18 protein-coding genes and 3 pseudogenes are annotated in these 25,060 nt (G+C 50.5%); 9 read left to right on the top strand and 12 right to left on the bottom strand.

What is annotated here, in order from left to right:
• The first annotated feature begins 63 nt into the window (after positions 1 to 63).
• Entirely contained in the window at positions 64 to 1,245 is a 1,182-nt protein-coding gene (locus tag QJT81_10765; protein ID WGZ96409.1) for an alanine--glyoxylate aminotransferase family protein, read from the top strand.
• 41 nt (positions 1,246 to 1,286) lie between these two features.
• Here the strand turns inward: QJT81_10765 and QJT81_10760 are convergent, their stop codons facing one another.
• On the bottom strand, positions 1,287 to 2,396 hold the full coding sequence (locus tag QJT81_10760) for an ISAs1 family transposase (protein WGZ96408.1): 1,110 nt from the start codon (positions 2,394 to 2,396) through the stop codon (positions 1,287 to 1,289).
• Positions 2,397 to 2,520: 124 nt separating this feature from the next.
• On the opposite strand from QJT81_10760, the gene QJT81_10755 reads away from it, so the two are divergent.
• Positions 2,521 to 2,940, top strand: coding sequence for an AAA family ATPase (locus tag QJT81_10755; protein ID WGZ96407.1), 420 nt, complete (start codon positions 2,521 to 2,523; stop codon positions 2,938 to 2,940).
• Between the two features lie 18 nt (positions 2,941 to 2,958).
• Here QJT81_10755 and QJT81_10750 read toward each other — a convergent pair.
• Positions 2,959 to 3,189 (bottom strand): annotated as a pseudogene (locus QJT81_10750) (ISKra4 family transposase).
• Between the two features lie 84 nt (positions 3,190 to 3,273).
• Here QJT81_10750 and QJT81_10745 point away from each other — a divergent pair.
• A pseudogene (locus tag QJT81_10745) lies at positions 3,274 to 4,322 on the top strand (IS630 family transposase).
• 12 nt (positions 4,323 to 4,334) lie between these two features.
• Here the strand turns inward: QJT81_10745 and QJT81_10740 are convergent.
• Positions 4,335 to 4,814, bottom strand: a pseudogene (locus QJT81_10740) (UPF0236 family protein).
• A 299-nt stretch (positions 4,815 to 5,113) separates the two neighbouring features.
• Positions 5,114 to 5,422, bottom strand: a complete 309-nt coding sequence (locus tag QJT81_10735; protein WGZ96406.1) for a hypothetical protein — start codon at positions 5,420 to 5,422, stop codon at positions 5,114 to 5,116.
• A 177-nt stretch (positions 5,423 to 5,599) separates the two neighbouring features.
• On the opposite strand from QJT81_10735, the gene QJT81_10730 reads away from it, so the two are divergent.
• The 4 genes from QJT81_10730 to QJT81_10715 all read left to right on the top strand — a co-directional run bounded on the left by QJT81_10730 (position 5,600) and on the right by QJT81_10715 (position 13,459).
• The gene (locus QJT81_10730; GenBank protein WGZ96405.1) at positions 5,600 to 6,331 is read left to right on the top strand and encodes a DUF4143 domain-containing protein; all 732 of its coding nucleotides are present in this window, start codon (positions 5,600 to 5,602) and stop codon (positions 6,329 to 6,331) included.
• A 332-nt stretch (positions 6,332 to 6,663) separates the two neighbouring features.
• Entirely contained in the window at positions 6,664 to 8,334 is a 1,671-nt protein-coding gene (locus tag QJT81_10725; GenBank protein ID WGZ96404.1) for a reverse transcriptase family protein, read from the top strand.
• Positions 8,331 to 11,828, top strand: coding sequence for a hypothetical protein (locus QJT81_10720; protein ID WGZ96403.1), 3,498 nt, complete (start codon positions 8,331 to 8,333; stop codon positions 11,826 to 11,828). The genes QJT81_10725 and QJT81_10720 overlap by 4 nt, the downstream gene beginning before the upstream one ends.
• On the top strand, positions 11,828 to 13,459 hold the full coding sequence (locus QJT81_10715) for a hypothetical protein (GenBank protein ID WGZ96402.1): 1,632 nt from the start codon (positions 11,828 to 11,830) through the stop codon (positions 13,457 to 13,459). The genes QJT81_10720 and QJT81_10715 overlap by 1 nt, the downstream gene beginning before the upstream one ends.
• Here the strand turns inward: QJT81_10715 and QJT81_10710 are convergent.
• The 3 genes from QJT81_10710 to QJT81_10700 form a co-directional block, all read right to left on the bottom strand.
• The gene (locus QJT81_10710) at positions 13,445 to 14,677 is read right to left on the bottom strand and encodes a lytic murein transglycosylase (protein ID WGZ96401.1); all 1,233 of its coding nucleotides are present in this window, start codon (positions 14,675 to 14,677) and stop codon (positions 13,445 to 13,447) included. The two genes, QJT81_10715 and QJT81_10710, sit on opposite strands and share 15 nt — an antisense overlap.
• Positions 14,678 to 14,755: 78 nt before the next feature.
• The gene (locus tag QJT81_10705) at positions 14,756 to 15,094 is read right to left on the bottom strand and encodes a DUF1820 family protein (protein ID WGZ96400.1); all 339 of its coding nucleotides are present in this window, start codon (positions 15,092 to 15,094) and stop codon (positions 14,756 to 14,758) included.
• Positions 15,095 to 15,182: 88 nt separating this feature from the next.
• A complete protein-coding gene (locus tag QJT81_10700) occupies positions 15,183 to 15,818 on the bottom strand; it encodes a lytic transglycosylase domain-containing protein (GenBank protein WGZ96399.1) in 636 nt (211 codons plus the stop codon).
• A 117-nt stretch (positions 15,819 to 15,935) separates the two neighbouring features.
• On the opposite strand from QJT81_10700, the gene QJT81_10695 reads away from it, so the two are divergent.
• Positions 15,936 to 17,543 (top strand): hypothetical protein, encoded by a 1,608-nt coding sequence (locus tag QJT81_10695; protein ID WGZ96398.1) that lies wholly within the window; start codon positions 15,936 to 15,938, stop codon positions 17,541 to 17,543.
• A 290-nt stretch (positions 17,544 to 17,833) separates the two neighbouring features.
• Complete coding sequence (locus QJT81_10690) at positions 17,834 to 20,467, top strand: hypothetical protein (protein ID WGZ96397.1); 2,634 nt, start codon at positions 17,834 to 17,836, stop codon at positions 20,465 to 20,467.
• A 68-nt stretch (positions 20,468 to 20,535) separates the two neighbouring features.
• Here QJT81_10690 and dapD read toward each other — a convergent pair whose 3' ends face one another.
• The 5 genes from dapD to QJT81_10665 form a co-directional block, all read right to left on the bottom strand.
• On the bottom strand, positions 20,536 to 21,369 hold the full coding sequence (gene dapD / locus QJT81_10685; protein WGZ96396.1) for a 2,3,4,5-tetrahydropyridine-2,6-dicarboxylate N-succinyltransferase: 834 nt from the start codon (positions 21,367 to 21,369) through the stop codon (positions 20,536 to 20,538).
• 15 nt (positions 21,370 to 21,384) lie between these two features.
• Positions 21,385 to 22,578 carry a succinyldiaminopimelate transaminase gene (gene dapC / locus QJT81_10680; protein ID WGZ96395.1) on the bottom strand — a complete coding sequence of 398 codons (1,194 nt, stop codon included), beginning with the start codon at positions 22,576 to 22,578 and terminating at the stop codon, positions 21,385 to 21,387.
• Positions 22,579 to 22,647: 69 nt separating this feature from the next.
• Positions 22,648 to 23,322, bottom strand: a complete 675-nt coding sequence (locus QJT81_10675) for a GNAT family protein (GenBank protein ID WGZ96394.1) — start codon at positions 23,320 to 23,322, stop codon at positions 22,648 to 22,650.
• A gap of 13 nt (positions 23,323 to 23,335) precedes the next feature.
• Complete coding sequence (locus QJT81_10670) at positions 23,336 to 23,869, bottom strand: phosphatase PAP2 family protein (protein ID WGZ96393.1); 534 nt, start codon at positions 23,867 to 23,869, stop codon at positions 23,336 to 23,338.
• Positions 23,847 to 25,043 carry a glycosyltransferase family 1 protein gene (locus tag QJT81_10665; GenBank protein ID WGZ96392.1) on the bottom strand — a complete coding sequence of 399 codons (1,197 nt, stop codon included), beginning with the start codon at positions 25,041 to 25,043 and terminating at the stop codon, positions 23,847 to 23,849. The genes QJT81_10670 and QJT81_10665 overlap by 23 nt, the downstream gene beginning before the upstream one ends.
• Between the last annotated feature and the right edge of the window lie 17 nt (positions 25,044 to 25,060).

The raw sequence follows: 25,060 nt of genomic DNA, 5'->3' as shown, positions 1-25,060 counted from the left end.
TGCCCTGTTATTTTTCCATAGTATGATTGGGGTTTTACCTCATTCAGTAGAGAACTTAGACGCATGACTGTGAAATCTTTCCACCCGCCCGTTCGCACTCTCATGGGGCCTGGCCCTTCTGACGTTAGCCCGCGTGTATTGGGCGCAATGGCTCGCCCGACGTTGGGGCATCTTGACCCGATGTTCGTGGGCATGATGGACGAAGTGAAAGCAATGCTGCAATACGCTTTCCAAACCAAAAACGCGCTGACAATGGCGGTGTCTGCACCCGGTTCGGCGGGCATGGAAACTTGCTTTGTGAATCTGGTCGAGCCGGGTGATAAGGTCATCGTTTGCCAAAACGGTGTGTTCGGCGGGCGCATGAAGGAAAACGTCGAGCGTTGCGGCGCAACCGCGATCATGGTGATGGATGACTGGGGCAAGCCGGTTGACCCGAACAAGGTCGAAGCGGCGTTGAAAGCCAATCCTGATGCGAAAGTCGTCGCGTTTGTTCATGCGGAAACCTCCACGGGTGCGCAATCCGACGCGCAAACGTTGGTGAAATTGGCGCACGATTACGGTTGCTTGACCATCGTGGATGCGGTGACTTCATTGGCAGGCACGCCGCTGAAAGTGGACGAGTGGGAAATCGACGCGATTTATTCCGGCACGCAAAAATGCTTGTCGTGCGTCCCCGGCATTTCCCCTGTCAGCTTCGGTGAACGGGCGATTGAGCGCATTAAAAACCGCAAAACCCCGGTGCAAAGCTGGTTCATGGACATGAATTTGGTCATGGCTTACTGGGGCGGCACGGGCAAACGCGCTTACCACCACACCGCTGCGGTCAACACCCTGTACGCGCTGCACGAATCGCTGGTGATGTTGCAGGAAGAGGGCTTGGAAAATTCATGGGCGCGTCATGCACGTAACCATCAAGCCTTGAAAGCCGGTATCGAAGCGATGGGCTTGCGTTTCGTGGTGGATGAGCCTTACCGCTTGCCACAACTGAACTCTGTCACGCTGCCTGAAGGTATAGATGAAGCGGCGGTGCGTACTGCGTTGCTCAACGATTACAGTCTGGAAATCGGCGCGGGCTTGGGCGCATTGGCGGGCAAAATCTGGCGCATCGGCTTGATGGGCTTTGCCAGCAATGAGAAAAACGTGCTGAATTGCTTGGGCGCGTTGGATGCGGTGTTGTCGGGGATGGATGCGCAGATTAATAGTGGTGTGGCGGTTCAGGCGGCGAAGCAGGCGTTCGCGCAGTAAGACTGCACACGCTTCATTGCAGGGCAACCGCATATAAATTCTCAATCAAATAAGACCTTGGCGCGGTAGGTATCATTCCACGCGGCTTTGTTTTGCTTTTTGGGCAAACTGAGTTTGGAGCCTTCGCGTTCAAAGAGGTTGATGCACAGATGGCGGATGCTGGTCATCATGGCGGGGCCATTTCCCTTGCGGATACGGCTGGCATCTTCTGAGAAGGTCACATCCAGCCGCCAGTGCAGGGTATTCTCAATCCCCCAATGCCCACGGACTGCCTTGGCGAACAGTTTGGCATCAGCGGGGATGGAGGCGATGAAGAAACGCCGTTCCACCGTCGTCGTGTCGCCTTGTGTGCATTCCCGCTCTACCATGCCGATGCTGCGTAACCCTGTCCACACCTCAATGTTGGGCAGGGTGGTGAGATCTTCGGTGATCCAGTAGCGGCGGATTTCCAACCTGCCATGATCCTTGTCAAGTTCTTCGGTGTAAGAATGGGGGACAGCATTGAAAGCGTGTTCCCGTGCGGTGGTGAAGTAATCGTCCACCGCTTCATGCAGGTTGCTTTGGTTGCCTTTCAGCCCCATCACGTAATCACCTTGCTGTTCCTTAATCTGTTCGGCAATGGCGCGTTGGCAGCCCATCGCGTCCAGCGTCACAATGCAGCCTTTCAGTTCCAGCAGTTCAAGCAGCTTGGGGATGGCGGTGATTTCATTGGATTTCTCATCGGTTGCCTCTTGTGCCAATACCAGCCGGTTTTCACACGCCCAAGCCGTCACCATGTGCAAAGGCTTGCCGCCATTGGCACGGTCACGTGAACCTCTGGCGGTTTTGCCATCAACTGCGATAACCTCTTGAACTTCACGTTTGACCGCCTGCGTCCAATTGATGAAGCACTCCCGGAATTTGACGGGTGACAGCCGGGTCATTACATATTCAATGCAGTCGTGGGAAGGAACTCCATTCACCAGCGGCACGTACTGACGCAGCCAATCCAGTTTGGCGTGTCCAAAATCTTCTATCGCCTCCCAACCTTTGGCATTACTGCATACCGCACTGACCACCAGTACCAGTATGTCCAACAGCGCGTGGCGTTTGTTACGCTCTATCCGGGGATCTTCCAATGGCGAAAAATGATCTATCAGACTGGCACTCATCATGGTTTTCCGTAACGGCTAAAACCGGTAGTGTCGCTAACTGCATTGTTTCAATGCAAATTTATATGCGGTCGCCCTGCGCTTCATTGTAATCCATGATATTTACGAGTAACATGTAAATATCATGGATAAACCCCGACATCTCCACACAAAAATCGAACAACTACTGGCAATGTTCCCAGTGGTAGCCCTCATCGGCTCACGTCAGTGCGGCAAATCCACGCTGGTCAAACAAGTACGCCCCAACTGGAAATATTACGATTTAGAAAGCCCCGATGATTACCAACTAATCAGCCGTGATCCCGTCAGCTTTTTTGCGCTCAACAGCCAACAGCTAATCATTGACGAGGCGCAACAATACCCCGATGTGTTCAAAGTCTTACGCGGCGTTATCGACAACGAACGCCACACCAAAGGACGTTTTTTGCTGACAGGTTCTAGCTCGCCCTCCATCGTTAAAGGTATCACCGAAAGTCTTGCGGGGCGGATTGCGACAGTGGAAATGTCACCGTTCAAACAAACAGAATATTACGCAAGGGTGTGAACAAAAGTGCGGTAAACCTCATGCCGCCTCAGCGGTGTTTCGCCAATAATGCTTCCATTGCTGGTTTCCCCGCATGACCCTCAACGCCAACATATCCGCCGCATTATCACTTTTCCACCATGCCCCCGATTTTTTTAAGCGTTGCTGGATGATGTAACGGTGTGCACTTTCTATTTCGCCCGACCCCACGGGCAATCCGAGGGATTTTGCTGTCGGGTAATCCAGTTGCTCAATGCGGTTGCTCAGGTATACCAGTCCGTGCCATAAAATAGTTTTTTTTGATCAAGGAAATATGGTTAGATGACTGGTAACAAAAGCAGCCATGAGTAATGTATGACATTAAAAATCACTTTCACTGAGGATGAGATAGCGGAGCTGTTCTACTGGAAGGAGCGCCATCCTCATCCCAGAGTCCGTAAGAAAATGTCCGTGCTGTACCTGAAATCCCAACAGTTGACGCATAAGGAAATCAAACGATTGGAAAGGATTACAGAAGCCACGCTGCTTGCCTACCTAAACGCCTACCTACAACCTAACGGTTTAGAAGCTCTTAAAGAAATACGATTCAATAAACCACAGAGTGATTTGATGGCATATAAAGACAAGATTGAAGCCTATTTTCGTGAATATCCCCCCGCAACCAGCAAGGCGGCAGCCGCTAAGATTGAGGAGCTGACAGGCATCAAACGCAGTGAGGACAGGGTACGTGTCTTTATGAAGAAAATAGGGATGGACATCCATAAAGTGGGGATGATACCCGCCAAAGCTGATGTGGAAGCACAAGAAAAGTTCCTGGAAAATGAACTAAAACCGCGCATTCAGGAGGCTAAGGAGGGCAAACGCGCCCTTTTTTTGTCGATGCCGCCCACTTCGTGTTAGCACCGTTTCTGGGGTTTTTGTGGTCATTTTCCCGCGTATTCATCAAAGCCCCCTGTGGTCGACAACGCTACAACGTATTGGGCGCACTCAATGCGATAACGCTACAACTCATCACGATCACTAACGACTCCTATATCAACGCTAACAGCGTGTGTGAATTATTGGAAAAAATTGCAGCGTTAGCACTCAAAATACCGATCACTTTGGTCTTGGATAATGCCAAGTATCAACGCTGTGAAGCCGTGTTTGCCTGTGCGAAAAGGCTCAATATTGAACTATTATTTTTACCGACCTATTCACCCAACCTCAATCTGATTGAACGGTTGTGGAAGTTCGTCAAGAAAAAATGCTTGTACTCGAAATACTATGATAAGTTTCCCGCTTTCAAGGCGGCCATCACCAACTGTCTCGACAAGCTGGATACCGATCACAAGAAAGAACTGACCCAGTTGATGACAACAAATTTTCAAACCTTTAAAAATGTTCAGGTCTTGACGCTGTAAGGTATAACGGTGACAAGCTCGTACTGGGGCGTTACTGTCTTCTACCGTTTCTGCTTCGAGGAAAGGTTTCAGTGTGTCGATGACCGCTTGAGCTTGACCATCCTGTAGGGCTTTTTTCTGTTTGGCAAACCATTTATCCTTGTCCTTGAGGCATGAACAGCTTGCGGATGCTGCTGATAGGTATTCACAAACATGATAAAAATCAATCAGGTAATGTCCTTGTGTGCCAAATTGTTCATCCACTTGACGGTTGATCCAGCTTGCCCCATCACCCACCGCATGGAGGAACGTGCTTTTTCCAAATCCAGCACGGCAGGCGGTGTCGAATAAGATTTTTCCAGCATCTTCTACCGTGCCACCGAATATTGCGCCAAACGTTGGCGTAGCACTGCCTTTGGCGTGGGCAAGACACAGGCGGGCTTCTTTCCAGCTTTCCTTTTTGCCTTTGCGCTTGTCGGGGGCTGTTTCGTCAATCTCGACGATGGGGATCATGCTGCCGTCCATTTCGGCAATGACATAGGCTTTTCCCAACGTGCTTGGATAGTCTTTTATCAACACTTGGGATTCATGGATGCGTTTGGCGTGACCTTCGGTGATGTGTCGGATGCTGCTGGATGCCAGCCGTATCCCGTAATGTTCTTCTAATTTATCAGGCACTTGAGCAAATGAACAGTCCGCCCCAAAGTCCGTCACCGCCCGTTGCAGCGGGAGCGAACAGCCTCGGCAAACAACCTCGGCACTCTGGCTAAAGGGGCGGACACGCTTGCCGGGAATCCGGTAGACCGGTTCGCTTATGTGGATTTTTCCGTAGGTCGTGTGCCAATGACAGTTTTTTTTCCACTCTTTACATACTTCCCAATGCCTTCTTCACAGGCTGGGGCTGTGCATTTTTCTACACGTTTGTTTGCCCATGCAGTGATCGCATCATTTCCCATTTGGCGCAGTTCTTCTATCACCCGCTGTTCGGCGTCTGCTGCTTTGATAATGTCATCACCGGCATTTTCAACCACCTCGATTAGCCCTTCCATCCGAGCTTTTAATGCGGGGTTGCGGTTCAAGGCTTCTAAAAGTTTTTGGTCGCGGGAGCTAACTGTCAACATGGGAAAGTCCTTTTTCTCTGGTTTTAGGGGGTGCCATCTTAGTCTACAGGACACCGCACTTTTGTTCACACCCATTACGCAAAGCCCTTGTCGGGTTTGTATGAGTTGTTGATAAATGAGCAGACCCAGCCACACGATTTCCAGTCCCTTACCCCTGCCCTAACGCTCGAACAAAGCATGGCGATTTGGCTGCAAGGTGGCTACCCCGAACCGCTGACACTTAGCGTCACCATTCCCGCCTTTTACAAGCAGTGGATGGATAACTACATTGCCGACTACCTCAATCGTGACATCAGGGGTTTGTTTCCACGCCTGAATATCCATAATTACCGGCGTTTTCTCACGCTGTTGGCGCAATATTCGGGGCATCAGCTCAATATGAGCGATATGGCACGAGTCTTGGAAGTTAGCGTTTCCACGATCAAAGATTATTTAGACATCGTTCACCAAACCTTTCTGTGGCGCAACCTAGAACCGTATACCAACAACCCGCTCAAAAAAGTGCAAAAAGCAAATAAGGGGTTTTTCCGCGATTCCGGCTTATTGCACCACCTGCTCAGAATCAACAGCCTTGATCAACTCTTATTACACCCCGTCGCAGGATTTTCGTTTGAAAGTTTTGTGACCGAAGAATTGATTCGCGGTCTACAAGCGACCTTGGCAACACGGCTGGAATTCAGTTATTACCGCACCATTGATAAATCGGAAGTCGATTTAGTGATTGAAGGTGAGTTCGGCACTATTCCGGTGGAAGTCAAACTAAACGCCACCATTCAACCACGCGCCTTACGCGGCTTAGAAAACTTCTTGACCGATACCAATAGCCGCTACGGTATTGTGATCAATCGGGGCAAACGGGTAGAACTACTGACGGATAAAATCGTGCAGATACCCGTGCAGTGCTTGTAAGCAAACATCAAACCGTTTATCCGCCCAAATTTGACCACCTGATGGGACGTAGTAAACTGCTCCCACAGTAAATGAACCCTTGCCTGTTGAACAGTGGATCGCTGTTCGCGCATAAAGCCTGTCAAAGCGACATCAGCTTGCTCTTTACTAGGGCGGGGACTGACTAGTAGTGCGAATTGCATTGCGTTTCTAGGAAACCAATATCGCACTACTAGTCGTCCCCGCATCGAGTGTAGCAAGCTGATCTTCTGGATGAACGAAGGTATTTACTGCCCAATAGCCGACTTCGTGTCGGCTATTTCATTAAAAATAACGAAAAATCAGGGATTTGCATGAGCCAACTCACCCGCCAGCAACTCTACGATAAGATTAAAGAAACCTCCAAGGATGAATACATCCTCAGCGAGATGCAACGCTTGGGCTACTGGAAGGAAGACGCACAGCCAACGCTGGCAGCATCCCTGATCAAACGCCGTGGCGATTTGCAACGCCAAATCAATGCCTTATCGTCGCAAATTACTGACCCCAAAGCCGCCCTCAAAGCCATCCACCAAGAACGCATGGCAGCGGCGCGTCAGCAACGCATTGATACCAAGGTCAAGCGCGAAGTCGACCGCTACCAACGCGCACAGGCTTGGCACGAAAAGCAGCAAAACCACATCCATTACCTCGGTGACGCTGCCGGATTCAAACCCGCCGCCGTCGATGATGTGTCCGATGCCGAACGCCTCAACAGCCTCGGCTTACCCATCTATTCCAACGCCGCCGAACTCGCCGCAGGCATGGGCATTACCCTCAACGAATTGCGTTTTCTGACCTACAGCAATCAAGTCTCGCGGGTGTGCCACTACCAACATTTTGCGATGCAGAAAAAGTCCGGCGGCACACGCCTGATTTCCGCGCCAATGCCGCGCTTGAAACGCCTGCAATACTGGGTACTGGACACTATCCTGCAACCGCTGGAATTCACCGAACAAGCACACGGTTTCGTCACAGGGCGCAGCATAGTCAGCAATGCCCAGCCGCATCTGGCGCAAAAAGTCGTGATCAATATGGATCTGAAAGACTTTTTCCCCACCGTCACCTACCCGCGCATCAAAGGCACGTTTGCACAACTCGGCTACAATAACGAAGTCGCGTCGTTGCTCGCGCTGCTGTGTTCCGAAGCCGATACGCAAACGGTGGAAATGGACGGGCAACGTTATTACCTCAACAGCACCAGCCGCCGTTTGCCGCAAGGTGCACCGACCAGCCCCGCTTTGAGCAATGTGATTTGCCGCACGCTGGACAAACGCTTGCAAGGCTTGGCGACCAAACACGGCTTCGCCTACACCCGTTACGCCGACGATTTGACGTTTTCTGGTACGGATACTGCCGCCGTTCCCGCCCTGTTGTACGGCGCAAAAGCCACGGTGACAGCGGAGGGTTTCAACGTCCACCCCGACAAAACCCGCATTATGAAACAGGGTAGCAAGCAGGAAGTGACGGGCATTGTGGTCAACCAATACCTGTCAGTCGATAACAAAAAGCTCAAGCAATTCCGCGCCCTGCTGTTCCAGATCGACAAAGACGGCTACGGCGATAAAAGCTGGGGCAACGGTTACAACATTTTGGCAAGCATCAAAAGTTACGCGCATTACGTGCGCATGGTGAACCCCGAAAAAGGCAGCCGGTTTCTGGAACAGATTGCCGCTATCCAGCAAAAACACGGCAAACCCAATGTGGCGATGAAGTTCACTAATACGCAATTCCGCGAACGGGCTGCACAAGGCAAGTTACCGCTGGAAGCGATGCACGTTGCCCCCATCAAGCCAGCCCCGACGCTGGATGACACGATTCAACACCGCGATGTTTTACCACAAGTGCAAGCCGCACTAGGTCTGTCTGTACCCGAAGCTGTGGAAACTACGACCGAATCTGCACCCGCCACAACGCCTGCAACACCTAGCCAACCACAAGGTTTGGTATCTACACTGATGTCATTACTGAGAGGTAAATCATGAAACTGATTCGCCGTACTACCCTACGCTTTCAGGATGGCACGTCCGACAAAGTGTACGAAGTTGACATGGTGGAAGCCGCCGATGACAGCTATTTGGTCAATTTCCGCTACGGACGTTCCGGCAAACCGTTAACCGAAGGCAGCAAAACCACCGCGCCCGTGGATTCTGCCAAAGCCAAAAAAGTCGCCGATAGCCTGCTGGTCAGCAAGATGAACAAAGGCTACCAAGTGCTGATGGGCTACAACCCCGTGACGGGCGAAACCATCGGGGCTAGTGCCGCCGCACAACCCGCCGCCGCGCCACGCAAAGGCAAAAAAGCCCAAAGCCGCGACCAGCAAATTCTCGAACGCCTGCAAAAGTTTGCCGAAGGTGATACACACGCTGACAGTACAGGATTGATTGACGGCTACAGCCTGAGCCGCAGCGTCTGGAAAGCGGGCGAATTGCGCATTCTTGAACTCGCCCCGGCCCTGCAAACCTTGCTTGCCAACTTACCCGCCAAAGCCAAAGACGATGCGATGACGTATTACAGCACCGCATGGGCAGCGGGACGTACCAAGGACAGTGCCGCGTTTACCGTATTGCAACAGATTCAAGACAAAATCCCCGCACATTTGTACCAGTTTGCGTGCTTGCAAGTCGGACAAGATCCAGCAAGCGTTTTGCCAGCATTCGACCAAACGCTGGATGCGGTGCAAGCCATTGAAGCCATCCAAGCCTTCGACCACTACGCCGCGATGTCCTTCGACCGTGTGAACAAGGAAGATCGGGCGTACATCCAACAAGTGCTGCATTGGCACAGACTGAACGCCGCTGTCGAACAAGCGTTAAGCCAAACCGTGTTGGCGGATGCGGATCAGGATTTCATCCAACTGCGTGTCGATGCCACCAGTTACGCCACAATCCAAGCCAACAAAGCCTCCGTGCCGGAACTCGAACCCGCGATTATGGACGTATTGCGTTACCACTATAACGCCTTGCTGGATCAGAAAAAGCACGAATACCAAGCCGATTTCGACCTGTACACCCAACTATTGGCAGGCATGAATCTGGAAACTGTGCTGGCAAACGATACCTGGAATATTGCCCGCGCCAACGAAGGCAATGTGCAATACCTCTGGGGTGATACCAAACGCAACCTGCAAAATGCTCTGAAAGCCACCGGCAAAGTGAAAAATCTCAATAGCTTGTGGCAGCGGGTGATCAACTACTACGAGCTGCAAAGCAAACGCCAGCAAGAAGTCTCCGCCGACCGTTTGCAACAATGCTATGCCATTTTGCGCACCCACCATGCGTATGATGATGTCGTCAAGCGCATCGTCCCCACGATCAATGCAGACCGCTGGTTCTATGGCTACCAACACGAAGTTAGCCCAGTCATCCGCAGCAAATACGATACCTCGCTGGCATACCATGTGCGCCGCCTGTTCATGGATCGCTTTGCCGATTTACGCCAAGAAGCCCTCCAACCCAAAGAACAATTGCTGGAACATTACAGCCAGCAAGTGGTGAGTTTGTATGCGCTTGCCAGCATTGCGCCGGACAAACGTGCAGTAGCATTCACCGCTATCCAACATGCGCCGGTCAACCAATCGTTTACCGCATCCTTCCGCAAGCTCTACAAAATGGCAGAGTTTTTGGATGACCACGCCGCGCTGGCGATCTTGAATCATCGGCTGGAAACCACGCCCGACGATGGCAGACGGCAAAGCTGGCGCGACGAAAATCCCAGTTTCACCCAGCAAAGCAAACGCTATTTGCGCCGCCGTACCGTGCGTCATTTACGCAACTTAGGTAAGTTTTCACCCAACGATTATTTGCAACTGGCGCGGGAAATTCTGGTGTTGGCAGACGATGCCTCACCAGCAGCACAACATACCCCGAAAAAACAACTGATTCATTTCCCCGACTTGGTGGCCATGAATTTCATCCTGCATCGCCATAGCCACTTGTACGAACAAGACTATAAGGGTGCATGGTTTTTGCAGGAAAATCGCCAAAACGAAGCCAATCAGCCGGAAGCATTTGCCACTTTGTGGGCGTATGCGGGGCAGGATTTGCTCTACGTTTTGCGCCATTGCAAAGCAGCGATGGTGAACGATTTTGCCTACCGCCGCCTGCAACCGCAAACCGCGTTCTTACAGGAACAAACGCAAGCGACGTGGTTGGAACTGGTGGTGCGCCCTTACGAAAATACCGCGCTGCTGGCACTGGAACATTTGCGCGATAGCTTGCAGCAAACTGAAGTGGTATTCGCACTGTTGAACGCGCAGTTTGCCGCTATCCGCCATCACGGTTTGGCAAATCTGACACCGGAGCATTTTGCGCAACAGCCGGATTTATTGCTGAATCTACTGCTCTCGCCGCACGATGATGTGCAGTTGTTCGCCAAGAATTACGTGTACGCGATGCCCAACAACCATACGCTGTTGCCGCTGTTATTGGCTCGCCCCGAACCTGCGCTGCAAGCCTTGGGAATTGCGCTGATTGGCAAATTGAGCGATGCCGAAAAACGCGAATACCGTGTGCTGCTGTTCAATGCACTGACCGATGAAAATGCCGAATTGCGTCGTGGTGCGCGGCTGGCGGTGTTGTCGGTCAACGATGCAGCCTTCCAGAAAGACATTTTCGCGCACATTCTGCCCGTGCTGTTCAAAGCCGAACCTGTCGAGGGTTACAGCGACGACATGCTGGCGATTGTGCAAGCGGTTGCGCCGATTCATGCCGAAATTGATCAAAACTTGCTGTGGCGTTTGCTGACCGCAAAAAGCAAATTGGCGGAACGGGCGGGGGCAATCATTTTGTCCGCACACCCTGCCGATGCGTTCTCGATCAAGCAGTTGGCGATGCTGACCAAAATCCCCACCTTGCAAGTGCGGACGTGGGCAATGGCAGCGTTGCAAGCGGATTCTACGCGGGTGACGGAGCAATTCGCCGAAGCCGTGCGGATTTTGGACAACCGTTGGGACGATACCCGCGCCCAAGCGATTGCGCTGTTTGCAGCGTTTGATGCGGACTTTTGGACAAGCGAGCGTGTCGTTGCGGTCTGTGATCAGGTCTATCACGACGTGCAGCAATTCGGGCGAGAACTGGTATTGCGTGGCTTTGAACAAGGCGAAGGCGAAACCTATTTGCTGCAACTCAGCCAGCACCCTGCCAATAACGTGCAATTGTTCGTGTCGAATTTCTTGCAGCAATACGCCAGTGGCAAACCCGATACCATCCTCCAGTTGCAAGGCTATTTCAATACGGTTTTGTCACAGGTGAATCGCGGACGTTTGGTCAAAGATCGCGTGATTGCCTTCCTGTTCACCGAATCCGGCAAGGATGAGCAAGTGGCACGCATGGTGGCGGCATTGTTTAGCGAACAGTCGTTGAGTCGCGTGATTGCTGATAAAGCACGCTACATCAAGACTTTGTTTGAATTGCAAAACCGCTACGGCATCCAACAAACGCCAGTGCGCGTGATCGCACCCGCAGTGAGGGCTTTCTGATGGAGTTTTCCAGAAAATATAACGGCAACTCGCAAGTCTCGAATAATAGCCGTGAAACCAGCATGTCCTTCGTGCCGGATGCGTTGCGTAACCCGACATTTTTTGCGGCGGATTTGGGGCAACATATCCCGTTCCGCGAAGCCATGTCCGCGCTGCATCAGGTGGTGGTGTCGGATATGAGCTTCCAGCCCAAGGACAAGTCCGATTACAAAGCGTGGTTGAAAGCGCAAGAGGATGTGTTTTTAGCGGAAGCAATGGCAAAACAGGGGGAAATCAAAGCGCAACTGGATGAATTACGCCAGCAAATGCGCGAAGTGCAACACGCTGAAAGTGCCGTTTTGTCGCCGTTTTATACGGCGCGTTCCAAGTATTTCCAGTATTTGTACAAGAACGATATGGATGCGTGGTTTGTGCTCGATCCGGTGATTACGGTTCACCCTGACAGTATTTTCTTTGAATGCTTTTCGCAGGACGAATCCAGTTACGGCAAACTGAGCTGCCGTTACGAAGTGTTCCAGAATGTGCGCGAACACGCTTACGGCACGACCAATATCGACTATTCACACGAGTTGTATCAGGAATTTCAGAAAATCCGCGATTACAAACGTACCGAATTTGTGATTGATCCGTCGGGATTTGAGGTGAAAACCGACCTGAGCGATGACTTCAAGGAAGAGAAAATCGACCTACCCGACAGTTGGGTGCGCGGTTTCCTGCAAGTCAGTTCGGCGATGAGCTTGCCGTTTACCGGATTCACGCTGCACCCGATGGATATGTACAATATCTTGCTGTTTTTGAAGCGGCACAAGGAAAAGACTGGCCCACGTTCATTGCGGTTTTGCCTGACACCGGATCAGCCGATTCAGGTGAAATTTGATCCGTGGGGCGAAACCTTGATCTGTCCGCGCAGTATTTACACCGGCAATGCGGCGCAGGAAGTGCGGATTTGGGGACGGCGGCGTTTGTTCATACTGGAACGCTTGCTACCCATCGTGAAACATTTCCGTGTGAGTTTGCTGGGGTCGGGTTTGCCGAGCTTTTGGGTCGCGGAAATGGAACACATGACGTTTACCTTGGGTTTGTCGGGTTGGAGTGCCAATGACTTTTCGCGGATGGGCAATTTTGATTTGATGGCTCCGCGTGGGGAAGTGGATAGCGTGACCGCTGAGCGCGTGTTTGCGGCATTGCAGACTACTTGGCAGGAAAGCGCCACGTCGCTGGCGTTGCGGCTGGGGTTGGACGTGCTGACGGTGAAATCGGCGTTGGGGATTTACTCGCAATACGGGCGGGTGTTGTATGACATGGATAAGGATGTATACCGCCTCCGCGAACTCAGCAAAGATCCGTTGCCAATGGATAAGCTGCGTTTCAGCAACGAGCGTGAAGCTAAAGCAGATAACTTCCGTAAGGCGGGATTGGTGACGGTGGTGGCACGTGAAGCGCAGCAAAATGGACGGCAGTTAGTGCGCGGTGAAGTGATTGATAATGCACATACTTACCAGCCGGAGATTACGCTGGATGCGGATATGCGTTTGGTGGAAGCGAAGTGCCATTGCCACTTCTATATTCAAAACAAGCTGAATCAGGGGCCGTGTGAACACATGTTGGCGGTACGTTTAGCGGGGAGTTGACGCTGCGACACGCTGACGTAATACCTCCAATTGTTGCAAGGTAGCGTAACCGTCAGCGGGGAAACTGGCATCCATTTGCCAGCGTCGTAACGCCGAACGGGTATTTGGCCCTAACTTACCGTCGACCCCATCCGTGCTGTAACCCGCCGAGGTTAGCAATGCCTGCAACTCGGCTTTTTGAGCGTGGCTCAACGGTAATTCCTCCTTAGGCCACGTTGCCGACAACGGCGGTTTGCCTTGGATACGATCCCCCAAATACCCGACGGCGATCGCGTAGTTTTGCGCATTGTTGTACTTGAGAATCGCATCGAAATTGCGCAATGCCAAAAACGCTGGCCCGCGATATCCCGCTGGCAATAGTACAAACGCATTACTCGTGCTGCTATCCAACGCCTGTCCATTGACGGCGGTGACGCCCGCAATCTTGCCCCAGATATTCAATGGCAACCAGAAATCCACATCCGCTTGTGACCAATCAAATTTAGCAGGCAAGCGCACTTCAAAACCCCAAGGCTGATCGCGCTCCCAGCCGGAGCTGGCGAGATAATTGGCGGTGGAAGCCAGTGCGTCGGGGATGCTGTTCACCAGATCGCGATGCCCGTCGCCATCAAAATCAACCGCGTAGCTTTCAAACGTTGTGGGAATAAACTGGGTGTGCCCGATAGCGCCTGCCCACGAACCTTGCATCGAAATCGGCGGCATATCGCCATTTTGCACAATTCTTAGCGCTGCAATGAGTTGTTTCTGCCAAAATTCACGCCGTTGCGTTTCCCCTGCATACGCCAGCGTCGCCAAGGAACGAACAATGCTGTAGCGCCCGGTATGGTTGCCAAAATTGCTTTCTAACCCCCAAATTGCCAAGAGGTATTCAGGCTGTACACCGTATTGAGCATGGATACGTTGCAATAGAGGAGTATAATCGCGCAGGAGTCTTTGCCCATTAGCAATACGCTCAGGCGAAGCGGCTGTTTCGAGGTATTCCCAAACAGTTTTAGTAAATTCAGGTTGATGAGCTTCTAAGCGTAAGACTTTTTTGTCCAGTAACAGACTTCGCAAAGCACTATCCACCGTTTCGGCGTGAATACCTTCTGCAATAGCAGCCTCACGAAATTGTTGCTTCCATGCATTGAATGCACTATCAACCGTGGTGCTATATCCAAATAACACCGCAGCAAGCAACAACACTATCGGCAGCCAATGTAACCACTTCCGGTTCATTCAGCCGTTCCACACACTCGAAAAATCATCGGAGTATAATAGCAGAGTTATCTGAAAACGGTTGGTGAAGACCAAACTTTAGTCTTTCTTCTTGCCAGCAGGACGGGCAAACGGGCTGACATTTCCAGCCACACTCCCCCCTTCCAGCGAATGAATTTTACTAACGCCCGTGTGCTCCACCTCGTCAATACGAATCACGGAATGGATAGGAATGAAACTGCGCTTCACCGCTTCAAACTCTGTCTTGAGACGCTCTTCACCCGGGTCAATGACCAAAGTACTTTGGGTACCAAAAACAATTTCTTCTACCACAACGAAACCGTACAAATCGGATTCATAAACTTGGCGAGCAAAGATTTCATAAATTTTGTCTTGGTTAACAAAGGAAATGCGGTAGATGCTGCGGTCACTACTCAACGGTTTTGCCTCAAAAAATTGATTGGTTGTAGCAGAAAAAGGGAAAGAAGTCACTGTTCATCGAATAGTACAAACCTCACCAAAATACTCAATGCTTAAACAAATGAGGCGCTTTCGCTTTATTTACTTGCCAGCCGGATCGCCCTGGTTTACCCACTGACAAGGCTTGCTTGGCTTTGGAACTAACTTGCTTCCCCACCATCGTATTTACCACAGGTAAAGCAATCTCCTGCCCACTCAAACCGTTATACACGGCTAGTACTTTACGCACGTAATGTTGCGTTTCATGATAAGGTGGAATGCCCTGATATTTATCCACGGCCCCCTCACCTGCATTATAAGCTGCAATGGCTTTATACAAATCGCCATCATAACGCTTCATCAACCAACTCAAATAACGGGTTCCACCGTGGATATTCTCACGCGTGTCAAAAGCATCCGATACCCCGAAACGTTCTGCCGTTGCCGGAATCAATTGCATCAAGCCTTGTGCGCCTTTCGGGGACACAGCAGTGCTGTTATAACACGATTCCACCGCGATCACGGCTTTAACCATGTCGGCACTAACCCCATATTTCTCAGCATATTTCTCGATAGACTCAAGGTGCACTTCTGCTTTTTGATTAACTGCACCTGCATTCGTGCCACAGCCAGCAGCTTGTACCGCCGGTACAGCGGCAAGACTGAGCAAACTGACAATGACCGCACTTCGTACATATCGCATATAACGTTCCCCAAAACAAACCAGTGTTTAGTATATTAGTAAAATCTGATACTGCAAATACCCCAAAGGCAGACATGCTATAGTTTACCCACTTTGTAAACTTTACTGGAATTACCCATGTCCATAACAGCCAAATACCGTGGAATGGTGTCTTTTGGCATATTCTGTCTTTTCTCCATTCATAATCCTGTTTTTGCTGCGCGTTTGCCCGTGGGTATGAATACCAATGAAATCATGCAGGTTGACTCCAGTGTACCATTCGTCAATCTGTTCAAAATGGCATTGCCCTTCGATGAAGCCGACAGCTCACTCACTCATGGCAATATCGTATATGACGTTGACGGTTGGCCACAAAACCTCAATGGTGGGCAAGCAGGCACAAACTTAATCCACTGGCTACCTGTTGGTACTTTACCAGAAGGCTCGTATACCGTGTTGTATGACGGGGAAGGCACACTTCAGTACGGTGACGACGCCACCGTACTGCGCAGCAGCCCTGGGCGTGACATTATCCAGATTGCGGCGGGTACAGACCGTTACCTCAAAGTCACCCTGCGTATTACCCAGACCAACACGAACAATCACTTGCGCAATATCCGGGTGTTATTACCCGGCGGCATTTGTGCCAACAACCCATTCAAACGGGTCAACAGTGCGGGTGAGTGCGATGACGATTACCGCGACTTCGTGACTCATCATGACAGTATCTTATTTAACCCCGACTATTTAGCGTTTATGAAGGATTTCAAAACCCTCCGCTTCATGAACATGTCAGGCATTACCCGCAACCCGCTCACTTCATGGCAACAGATGCCGCGCATGTCACAAGCGACGTGGGCTGGTGCAGAAGGCCGTCGGGGTGCACCACTGGAAGTGATGGTTAAATTGGCAAATCAATTGAACGCTGATGCATGGTTTAATATCCCCCATGCTGCTGATGACCATTTGGTGCAGCAATACGCTGATTATGTGCGCCAGCACCTACGTCCTCACTTAAAAGCTTATGTGGAATACACCAACGAAGCGTGGAATCCTGTTTTCACCCAAGCGCATTACACCAAACAAATGGGAACACAGCACAAGCTCGACACTGATCCCGCACAGGCGGGACACAAGTACTACATCAAACGGTCGCTGGAGGTATTCCGTCTCTGGCAGCAAACCTTTGGTAATACCGACCGGCTGGTAAGGGTATTGGGAAGCTGGGCAGCCAACCCGAAACTCAGCGCTTTATTGCTCAGTTATGGCAACGCCCACCAACACACGGATGCCTTAGCCATAGCCCCCTATTTCTATGTGCATGACAAGCAGCAAGGAGAAGTACGCACCACGGAAGACATCTTCCGCTTATTGAAGGACGAACGTAATGCCTACTCGATTCAAAATGTCCTCGACCGGGTACAAAAACAGGCTGATATTGCTAAACAATACGGTATCAGACTGATCGCTTACGAAGGCGGGCAACACTTGGTGGATCGCAAATCCCGTTCCATCCGCGATTTCCCCAACCCGCAATACATTGGTGCTAACCGCGCCCAACCAATGGAAGCGCTGTACGTCGAGTTTCTGGAAGGTTGGCAGAAAATCACCGGCAATGGTTTGTTTGTGGCGTTTTCAGCGCCGCGCACCTATCAGGCTTATGGTAGCTGGGGAATAAAAGAACATATCAACCAAGCGCCAGAAGCAGCACCTAAATACCGCGCCTTACAACGGATATTGCACTAGTATTAAGAAAGGACATAATAAGCAGAAATTTGGTCATAAGTTAATCAAAAAAACCTTTTATTTTCAAAACCAAGACAAACAAAATAAGTTAAGTACTTAGGCATAAGTTACTCGGAACTTTGCAATCGTAACCGATTGATTTGTAAGGGGTGGTTTTTCCGAAAAACTTTTGCATAAGTACTTATCTAAAAAACAACATAAAAAATACTTTTTGATTGTAAATTTTATCTTCTAATAAATAAATGTAAATAATATTATCTTATTTATAAAATACAAATGGAGGATTATTTATGAATATCGCAAGCACACACCCCAAGCTATACTGGCTTGGCCTACTCTTACTGACTCTCACAATCTTCACCCCCGCAGCTAATGCGGAAGACCCTCCCTCATTAGTCCGAAACTGGGGCAACGGCACACCATCTAATGGTGATGGCAATCTCCAACAACCCGCTGATGTCGCCGTCGACAGTGCAGGTAATGTGTATGTGGCGGACAAAGGCAATACACGTATCCAGAAATTCAGTAAGACGGGGACTTTCATCAAAAAATGGTCTACCAGCCCTGCCCCTCTTAGACCTACAGGTATCGCCATTGATGAAAATGTGGTTTATGTCGTGGAAGGCCCTGCTACTCCCTCGTCTAACGGAGCAAATTCGTCAAAAGTCCAAAAGTTTACATTGGAAGGTGAGCTGCTAAATCCCAACGCTCTCCCACCTGATGTATCCCCCAACCACACCACCTCTCAGTGGGGAAGTTCCACGCTCTATAACGGTGCAGATGGTCAGCTTTTTTCACCTGTAGGTATCGAGGTAGCCGAAAATTTCGTATTTGTAGTCGATGACTACAATGGAAAAATTCAGGTTTTCAATAAGTATACAGGACAATTTTTAGCAAAAGGTGATATTGGCTATTATGGTATAAGGGCTAACGGCATTGCCGTCGATGCCAATCCATCAGATGGCTCACAAGCAACCGTGTACACCAGTATCAACAATATCCCCGGCAGTGGCATCTGGAAATACACCTTCAATGAAATTACGACGACGACTCCACCAACATACAACCTTGCGCTCATGAACGCTCCTTTTCATCCTACGGTATCGCCGCGTGGCTTGACTGTCGACAAAGACCATAACCTGTATGCCACACTCAGTGCTGGATCTGGAAATAAAATCACTAAAATGGATGGCTCCTCAACCATTATTAGCTCATGGGGAGCCAATGGTAACGGGGATGGTCAGCTATCCTCCGGTGAATCCATGGGGATACTCACTACCGACAATGGTGAAGTTTATGTTGCAGACGAAGGAAACCACCGGATACAGGTTTTTGCCTACCCAATACTAGCAGCACCAACGAATCTCACCGCCACACCGACAGGTAATCAGGTGGACCTAGCCTGGACGGATAACAGCGACAATGAAACCGGCTTCAGCATTGAACGCTGTGCAGGTAACACCTACACCTGTTTTGGCGAAGCGGCTCCACCCTTCACCGAAATTCACACGACTGCCCCCACCCCCGATGTGAGTACCTATAGCGACAGCGGACTATCACCCGGCACATACACCTACCGTGTACGAGCAGTTAAAGATACGGTTTACTCGGAATATTCCGCTCCGGCTGAAGCAACCGTAGCAGCAGCACCTGCACTGCCAGCGCCAACCAATCTTATTGCCACAGAAATTGGCAGCAGTAAAGTAGCGGTTACATGGCAGGACAATAGCACTGATGAAGTAGGCTTTGAGTTAATGCGTTGCACCGCACAGGAAAACTGTTCTGCCCCCGCCCTCGTTTCTGTTAGCAGAAGGACAGGTAGCGGAAGTACCATTCTTTACCAGAACACCAACACAGCCACACTACCGATTGCTCCTAATACCACCTATTATTACAAAGTGCGGGCGTACAAGGGAACAACAAGCAACCGTCTGTATTCCGACTATTCAAGTTCAGCAAATGCAACCACGCTCCCATTGCCAAATGCCCCAGTTTTGATTCCCCCTTCAACAGAACCAACCAGTATGCTGACTTCAGCCGCGTTGAGCGGCAGCAAGGTTATTCTCAGATGGACTGACAACAGTCAAGACGAAACCCTATTCCGTATCTACCGCGAGGAATGCCAAGGTGAGGTTTGTGGTAGCAATGGTAGTACATTCACCGCACCAGCCAATAAGACAGAATTGCTTAATGGTATAACACCACCGAAACCAGACACGGTATTCAATTACAGAGTCAGTGCAGAAAGATCCTTAGAAAAGACAGTGAACGGCATCAAAATCAAGGCGGTTGATTCCAACTTCTCTTCAACTGTTACGCTGAGGACACCAGCACTGCCAACTGCTCCGTCAAACCTTGTAGCACAAGCCCTGAGTAGTACAAAGCTCAGATTTAACTGGACAGACAATAGTAGCGATGAAACCGGATTCAGGATTGAACGTTGTACGAATGCGGAGTGCTCCACATTTACGCTTGCTGGCACGACTCTTTCTGGCATTACCACCAAAACTATTTCGGTATCTTCACCGGGAACCTACCGTTTTAGGGTAAGAGCTTACCGTGATGTCAGTGTAATATTTAACGGTAAAACTTCTAAGATCACTGAGCTATCAGAGCCATCTGGCATTGTCGACGTGACCACGCTTGCGCCACCTGTTTTGACCGCAACAAAATCCGGCAATAATGTCACCTTGAACTGGACTTATGGGCGAACGGATGTACCATTCTTCATTGAGCGTTGTACCGTCAGCAGCACCCCATTCGGCGACACATGCGAAGCCTATAGTTTAGTAGCAGCACCAGTTTCAGGTAATACGTTTACCCATGCAATACCGCCTACTACCGTTCGCTATTATTATCGGGTTCGCCCAATTGGAGCTGATTTTTCGACATTCGACTCTTCAGTACCAGTACCTGTGTCTTAAATAAGCATTGTATTTAATATATATTTATGAAAAATGGCTGCCTGTCATGATACAGGCAGCCGAAACCATCAAATATCCCGCAACAATTCGTTAATACCCACCTTACTACGGGTTTTTGCATCAACTTTCTTCACGATAACGGCACAGTACAGGCTGTATTTGCCATCGCTGGAGGGCAAGTTGCCGGAAACCACCACAGAACCCGCCGGAACGCGCCCGTACATCACTTCGCCGGTTTCGCGATCATAAATGCGCGTGCTTTGACCGATGTAAACGCCCATCGAAATCACCGCGCCCTCTTCCACAATCACACCCTCGACGACTTCCGAACGTGCGCCAATAAAGCAGTTGTCTTCGATAATAGTAGGGCCTGCTTGCACTGGCTCTAACACGCCACCGATGCCCACGCCGCCGGACAAATGCACGTTCTTACCGATTTGTGCACAAGAACCCACCGTTGCCCAGGTATCCACCATCGTGCCACTATCCACATACGCGCCAATATTGACGTAAGATGGCATCAGCACACAGCCCGGTGCGATATAGGAACCACGACGCGCAATCGCATTTGGCACCACACGCACGCCACCCGCCGCAAATTCATTCGCGCTCATCCCCGCAAATTTGGAAGGCACTTTGTCGTAATAGTTGGTGCAACCGCCATCCATCACTTCGTTATCGTTTAAGCGGAACGACAGCAGCACCGCCTTTTTCAACCACTGGTTCACTTCCCAGTTGCCCACACCGTGTTGGGTGGCAATGCGCAATTTACCTGCATTCAGCAGTTCCAACGCCTCATTCACGGCATCGCGAACTGGGCTTTCAGCATTGCGCGGGTTGATGTCGGCGCGGCGCTCGAAGGCTTCTTCGATAATGCTTTGCAGTTGGCTTACTTCTGACATTCTTTTCTCCAAATTTTAAAGGGTTTCAACGACGCGCCGGATACGTTCCGCCGCTTCAATACATTCATTTAAAGGGGCAACCAATGCCAAGCGTACCCGCCCTGCCCCCGGATTGATCCCTCCCGCTTCCCGCGACAAATAGCTACCGGGAACCACATTGACGTGTGCACGGGCAAACAATTCACGGGTAAACGCAGCATCATCCACCGGCGTTTTAGGCCACAGGTAGAAACCTGCCGGGGGCATGGTCACATCCAGCACGGGAGCAAGTATATCCATCACTGCCGCAAATTTCTGCCGGTACAACTCACGGTTTTCCAGCACATGTGCTTCATCCGCCCACGCCGCCACACTTGCCGCTTGAAAGGGTGGTGACATCGCGCAACCATGATACGTGCGGAATAACAAAAACTGCTGGAGAATAGCGGCATCGCCCGCCACAAAACCGGAACGCATCCCCGGCGCGTTGGAACGTTTCGACAAGCTATGAAATACCACGCAACGCTTCCATGCCGTATTGCCCATCGCCGCAGCCGCTTGCAATAACCCTGGCGGTGGATTGGCTTCATCGGCGTAGAGTTCGGAATAGCACTCATCAGATGCGACGATAAAATCATGCGCTTCCGCGAGTTTCAGGATCAATTGCAAGGTTTCCAACGGCATCACCGCACCCGTGGGATTACCGGGGCTGCAAATATAAAGCAACTGGCAACGCGCCCATGTCGCCGCAGGCACTGCCGCAAAGTCTGGAATAAAACCGTTCTCTTCCGTGCAATTCAGGAACACCGGTTCTGCCCCTGCCAATAAGGCTGCCCCTTCGTAAATCTGGTAGAACGGGTTAGGCATAACAATCGCAGCATCCGCCTGGCGTGCTACCACCGCTTGGGCAAACGCAAACAATGCCTCACGTGTACCGTTGACAGGGATGACGTGTTGTTCCGCATCTACCGAACCGGCCGGAAGTTGAAAACGCTGCATCAACCACTTAGCAATCGTTTCACGTAACGCTGCACTGCCTTTGGTCAACGGGTAATTCGCCAAACCGCTCATATTCGCAGCAATGGCTTCAGCGATAAATGCCGGTGTCGGGTGCTTCGGCTCCCCCATTGCCAACGATACTGCGGGCAAATCCGCAGGGCTAATGCCTTGCAGCAAGGTACGAATGCGTTCAAACGGGTAGGCTTGCAAGCGGGCAAGATCAGGGTTCATGGAGCGCAGCTATCCCAAACAGTGGTGAAAACACCAGAGTATACCGGAAAACCTAAATCTCCTGAAACGCTAAGGCAGCAAAGAATTCGTTGCTGCATTCACCAGTGGTGAGTGGTAATACCCTGACTCTGATAAGGCAAGCGCATGATGCGGGTTATTCCGTTGCAGCCGGGCTTCAATGCCTTGTTTCACCCTGCCCCACTCGGTGTCAAGGATACTGTAGATTGCCGTATCACGGATAACACCATCCGGCATAATCGCGCTACGACGCAAAATACCTTCTTGTACCGCCCCCATTTTTTCTAATGAACGGCGTGAAGCCACATTGCGGATATCAGTTTTGAATTGCACCCGCAAAATACCAAACGTTTCAAACGCATGGCGTAGCAGTAGGTATTTGCTTTCAAGATTAACCCCGCTGCGTTGGTATTCAGGCGCGTACCAAGTACCACCGATTTCTAGCCTCATGTGTTTCATGCAAATATCGCGGAAACGAGTACTGCCAATCGCCCGACCGGAGGCATTATCAATGACAGCAAACGGCAAGTCAGTTCCGCCTTCACGCAAACGGATAGCGTTATTAATAAAGGCTTCCATCTGCGCTCGTTCGGTCATATCACCGTAGAACATGTATTTCCAGATATTTTCGTCACGAGCCGCTTGCAACAAGTCGGACAAATGCCACTCAATCAAGGGTTCAAGGCGCACCAAACGGCCTTCTAACGTCACAGGTTGTAATGTCATAACCTATACCCACTTAAAATAAGCAAGACAACACACAGAAACTGCCTTGTGCTAATCCAGCCCCTAAAAACGCTCCGATCAGCACATCGCTAGGGTAATGCAGCCCCAAAATGACCCGTGACAACGCCACCAGCACCGTAAACGGCACGACCAGCAACGCCCATTCTGGGTAGTAATGCAGCAATATCAATGTGAAACCAACCGCGTGTAAAGTATGCCCAGAGGGAAAACTAAACTGATCAAGTGCAGCAACATTCTGGAAAATATCACCGTTGTGATGGTAAGGACGCACCCGCTCAGTCGAGGTTTTCAGCCACTTGTAGATCAAGACTCCCGCCAAGCCCACTAAACCCATGTGCAAAGATACCGGCACGGCAGTTGTGCCATAAATCAGTGGCAGCATCAGCATCAGCACATACCAAAACACCCCGTTACCCAAACGGCTGACAGCAGCAAACAATAGGCTAACGGATTTCCAATGATTAATGCGGTTGAACAACAAACATAAAGGAATTTCACGGTCATTAAGCCGATGGAGCAATTTCATAGCGCACCTCGCGCAAGACGTTTTGAAGGGTTTGATCTAAGCGTGCCACGACTTTTTCCCAGCTCAAACCATGAGCTGTCTGGCTCGCATATTCGCCTTGACGGCGGCGTAAATCGGGGTCAAGAGCCAATTCAATACTAGTGGCAATAAATGCGGCATTATCATCAAGCAGCACAGCCATACCATTTTCACCGTGACGAATGTGTTCGTAAGCAGCTGCATAGTTGAAAGTGACAACCGCTAAACCACTGGCCATTGCCTCCAGAATCACATTACCAAAGGTTTCGCTGGTGCTGGGGTACAGAAATAAATCGCCACTCGCGTAATGTTCTGCTAAGGCGATACCCGTTTGCATCCCCGCAAACAGACAATCGGGGTGAGCTTCTTGCAAACGCTTGCGTTCCGGGCCATCACCAACCAATAAAAAACGCGCATCCGGCACATGCTGTTGAATCGCACGGAATGCCGTAAAAGCCAGATCAAGGTTTTTTTCTTGTGCCATACGTGACACCAACGTCACCAGCAATTGTTCGGGATGCAGCCCGAAGCGTTCACGTAAAGTGCTGCTGCGACGTTGTGGATTGAACAGTTGCACATCAATACCACGCTCTAAAATGCCTAATTTGGTATAACCGCTGGCGGTAAGTTGTTGCTGTAATTCGCGGGTCGGCACTAACGTAACCAACGTTTGGTTATGCACGTGGCGTAAATAACGTTTCGCCAGATTGAAAAACCCACTCAAACGGTAATAACGGCTGTAGTGGTCGAAATTGGTGTGAAAGTCGCTGATCACGGGGATGCCGAGCTTTTTTGCCGCCTTCATCGCTGAATAGCCCAACGGGCCTTCAGTCACAATCTGTACGATGTCCGGGCGTTGTTTTTTCCACAAACGTTTCAAGGTGTTGTATTGCGGAAAGCCTAGGCGGACTTCCTTATAAAAAGGCAGTGTCAATCCATTGACAAGGTATTCCTTAAACAAGTCTTCGCTACGGGCTTTTTCTTGTGCCAATTGGCGCGGACGCACCAACTGGATGTGGTAGCCCCCCCGCTGCCGCAATCCATCCACTAAATGGCTAATCGTATGCGCCACCCCATTAATCTCTGGTGGCCACGTCTCAGTGACAACCGCCAAGCGGGTCAGGGAAGTAACAAGTTGTAGTGGGCGGTTAGACACAAAAACTCACGTTTAGC

It is taken from the genome of Candidatus Thiothrix putei (assembly GCA_029972225.1).
Taxonomy (GTDB): Bacteria; Pseudomonadota; Gammaproteobacteria; order Thiotrichales; family Thiotrichaceae; genus Thiothrix; species Thiothrix putei.
The sequence above is the reverse complement of the archived record's forward strand: the minus strand, read 5'-3'. Positions and strand labels throughout refer to the sequence as shown.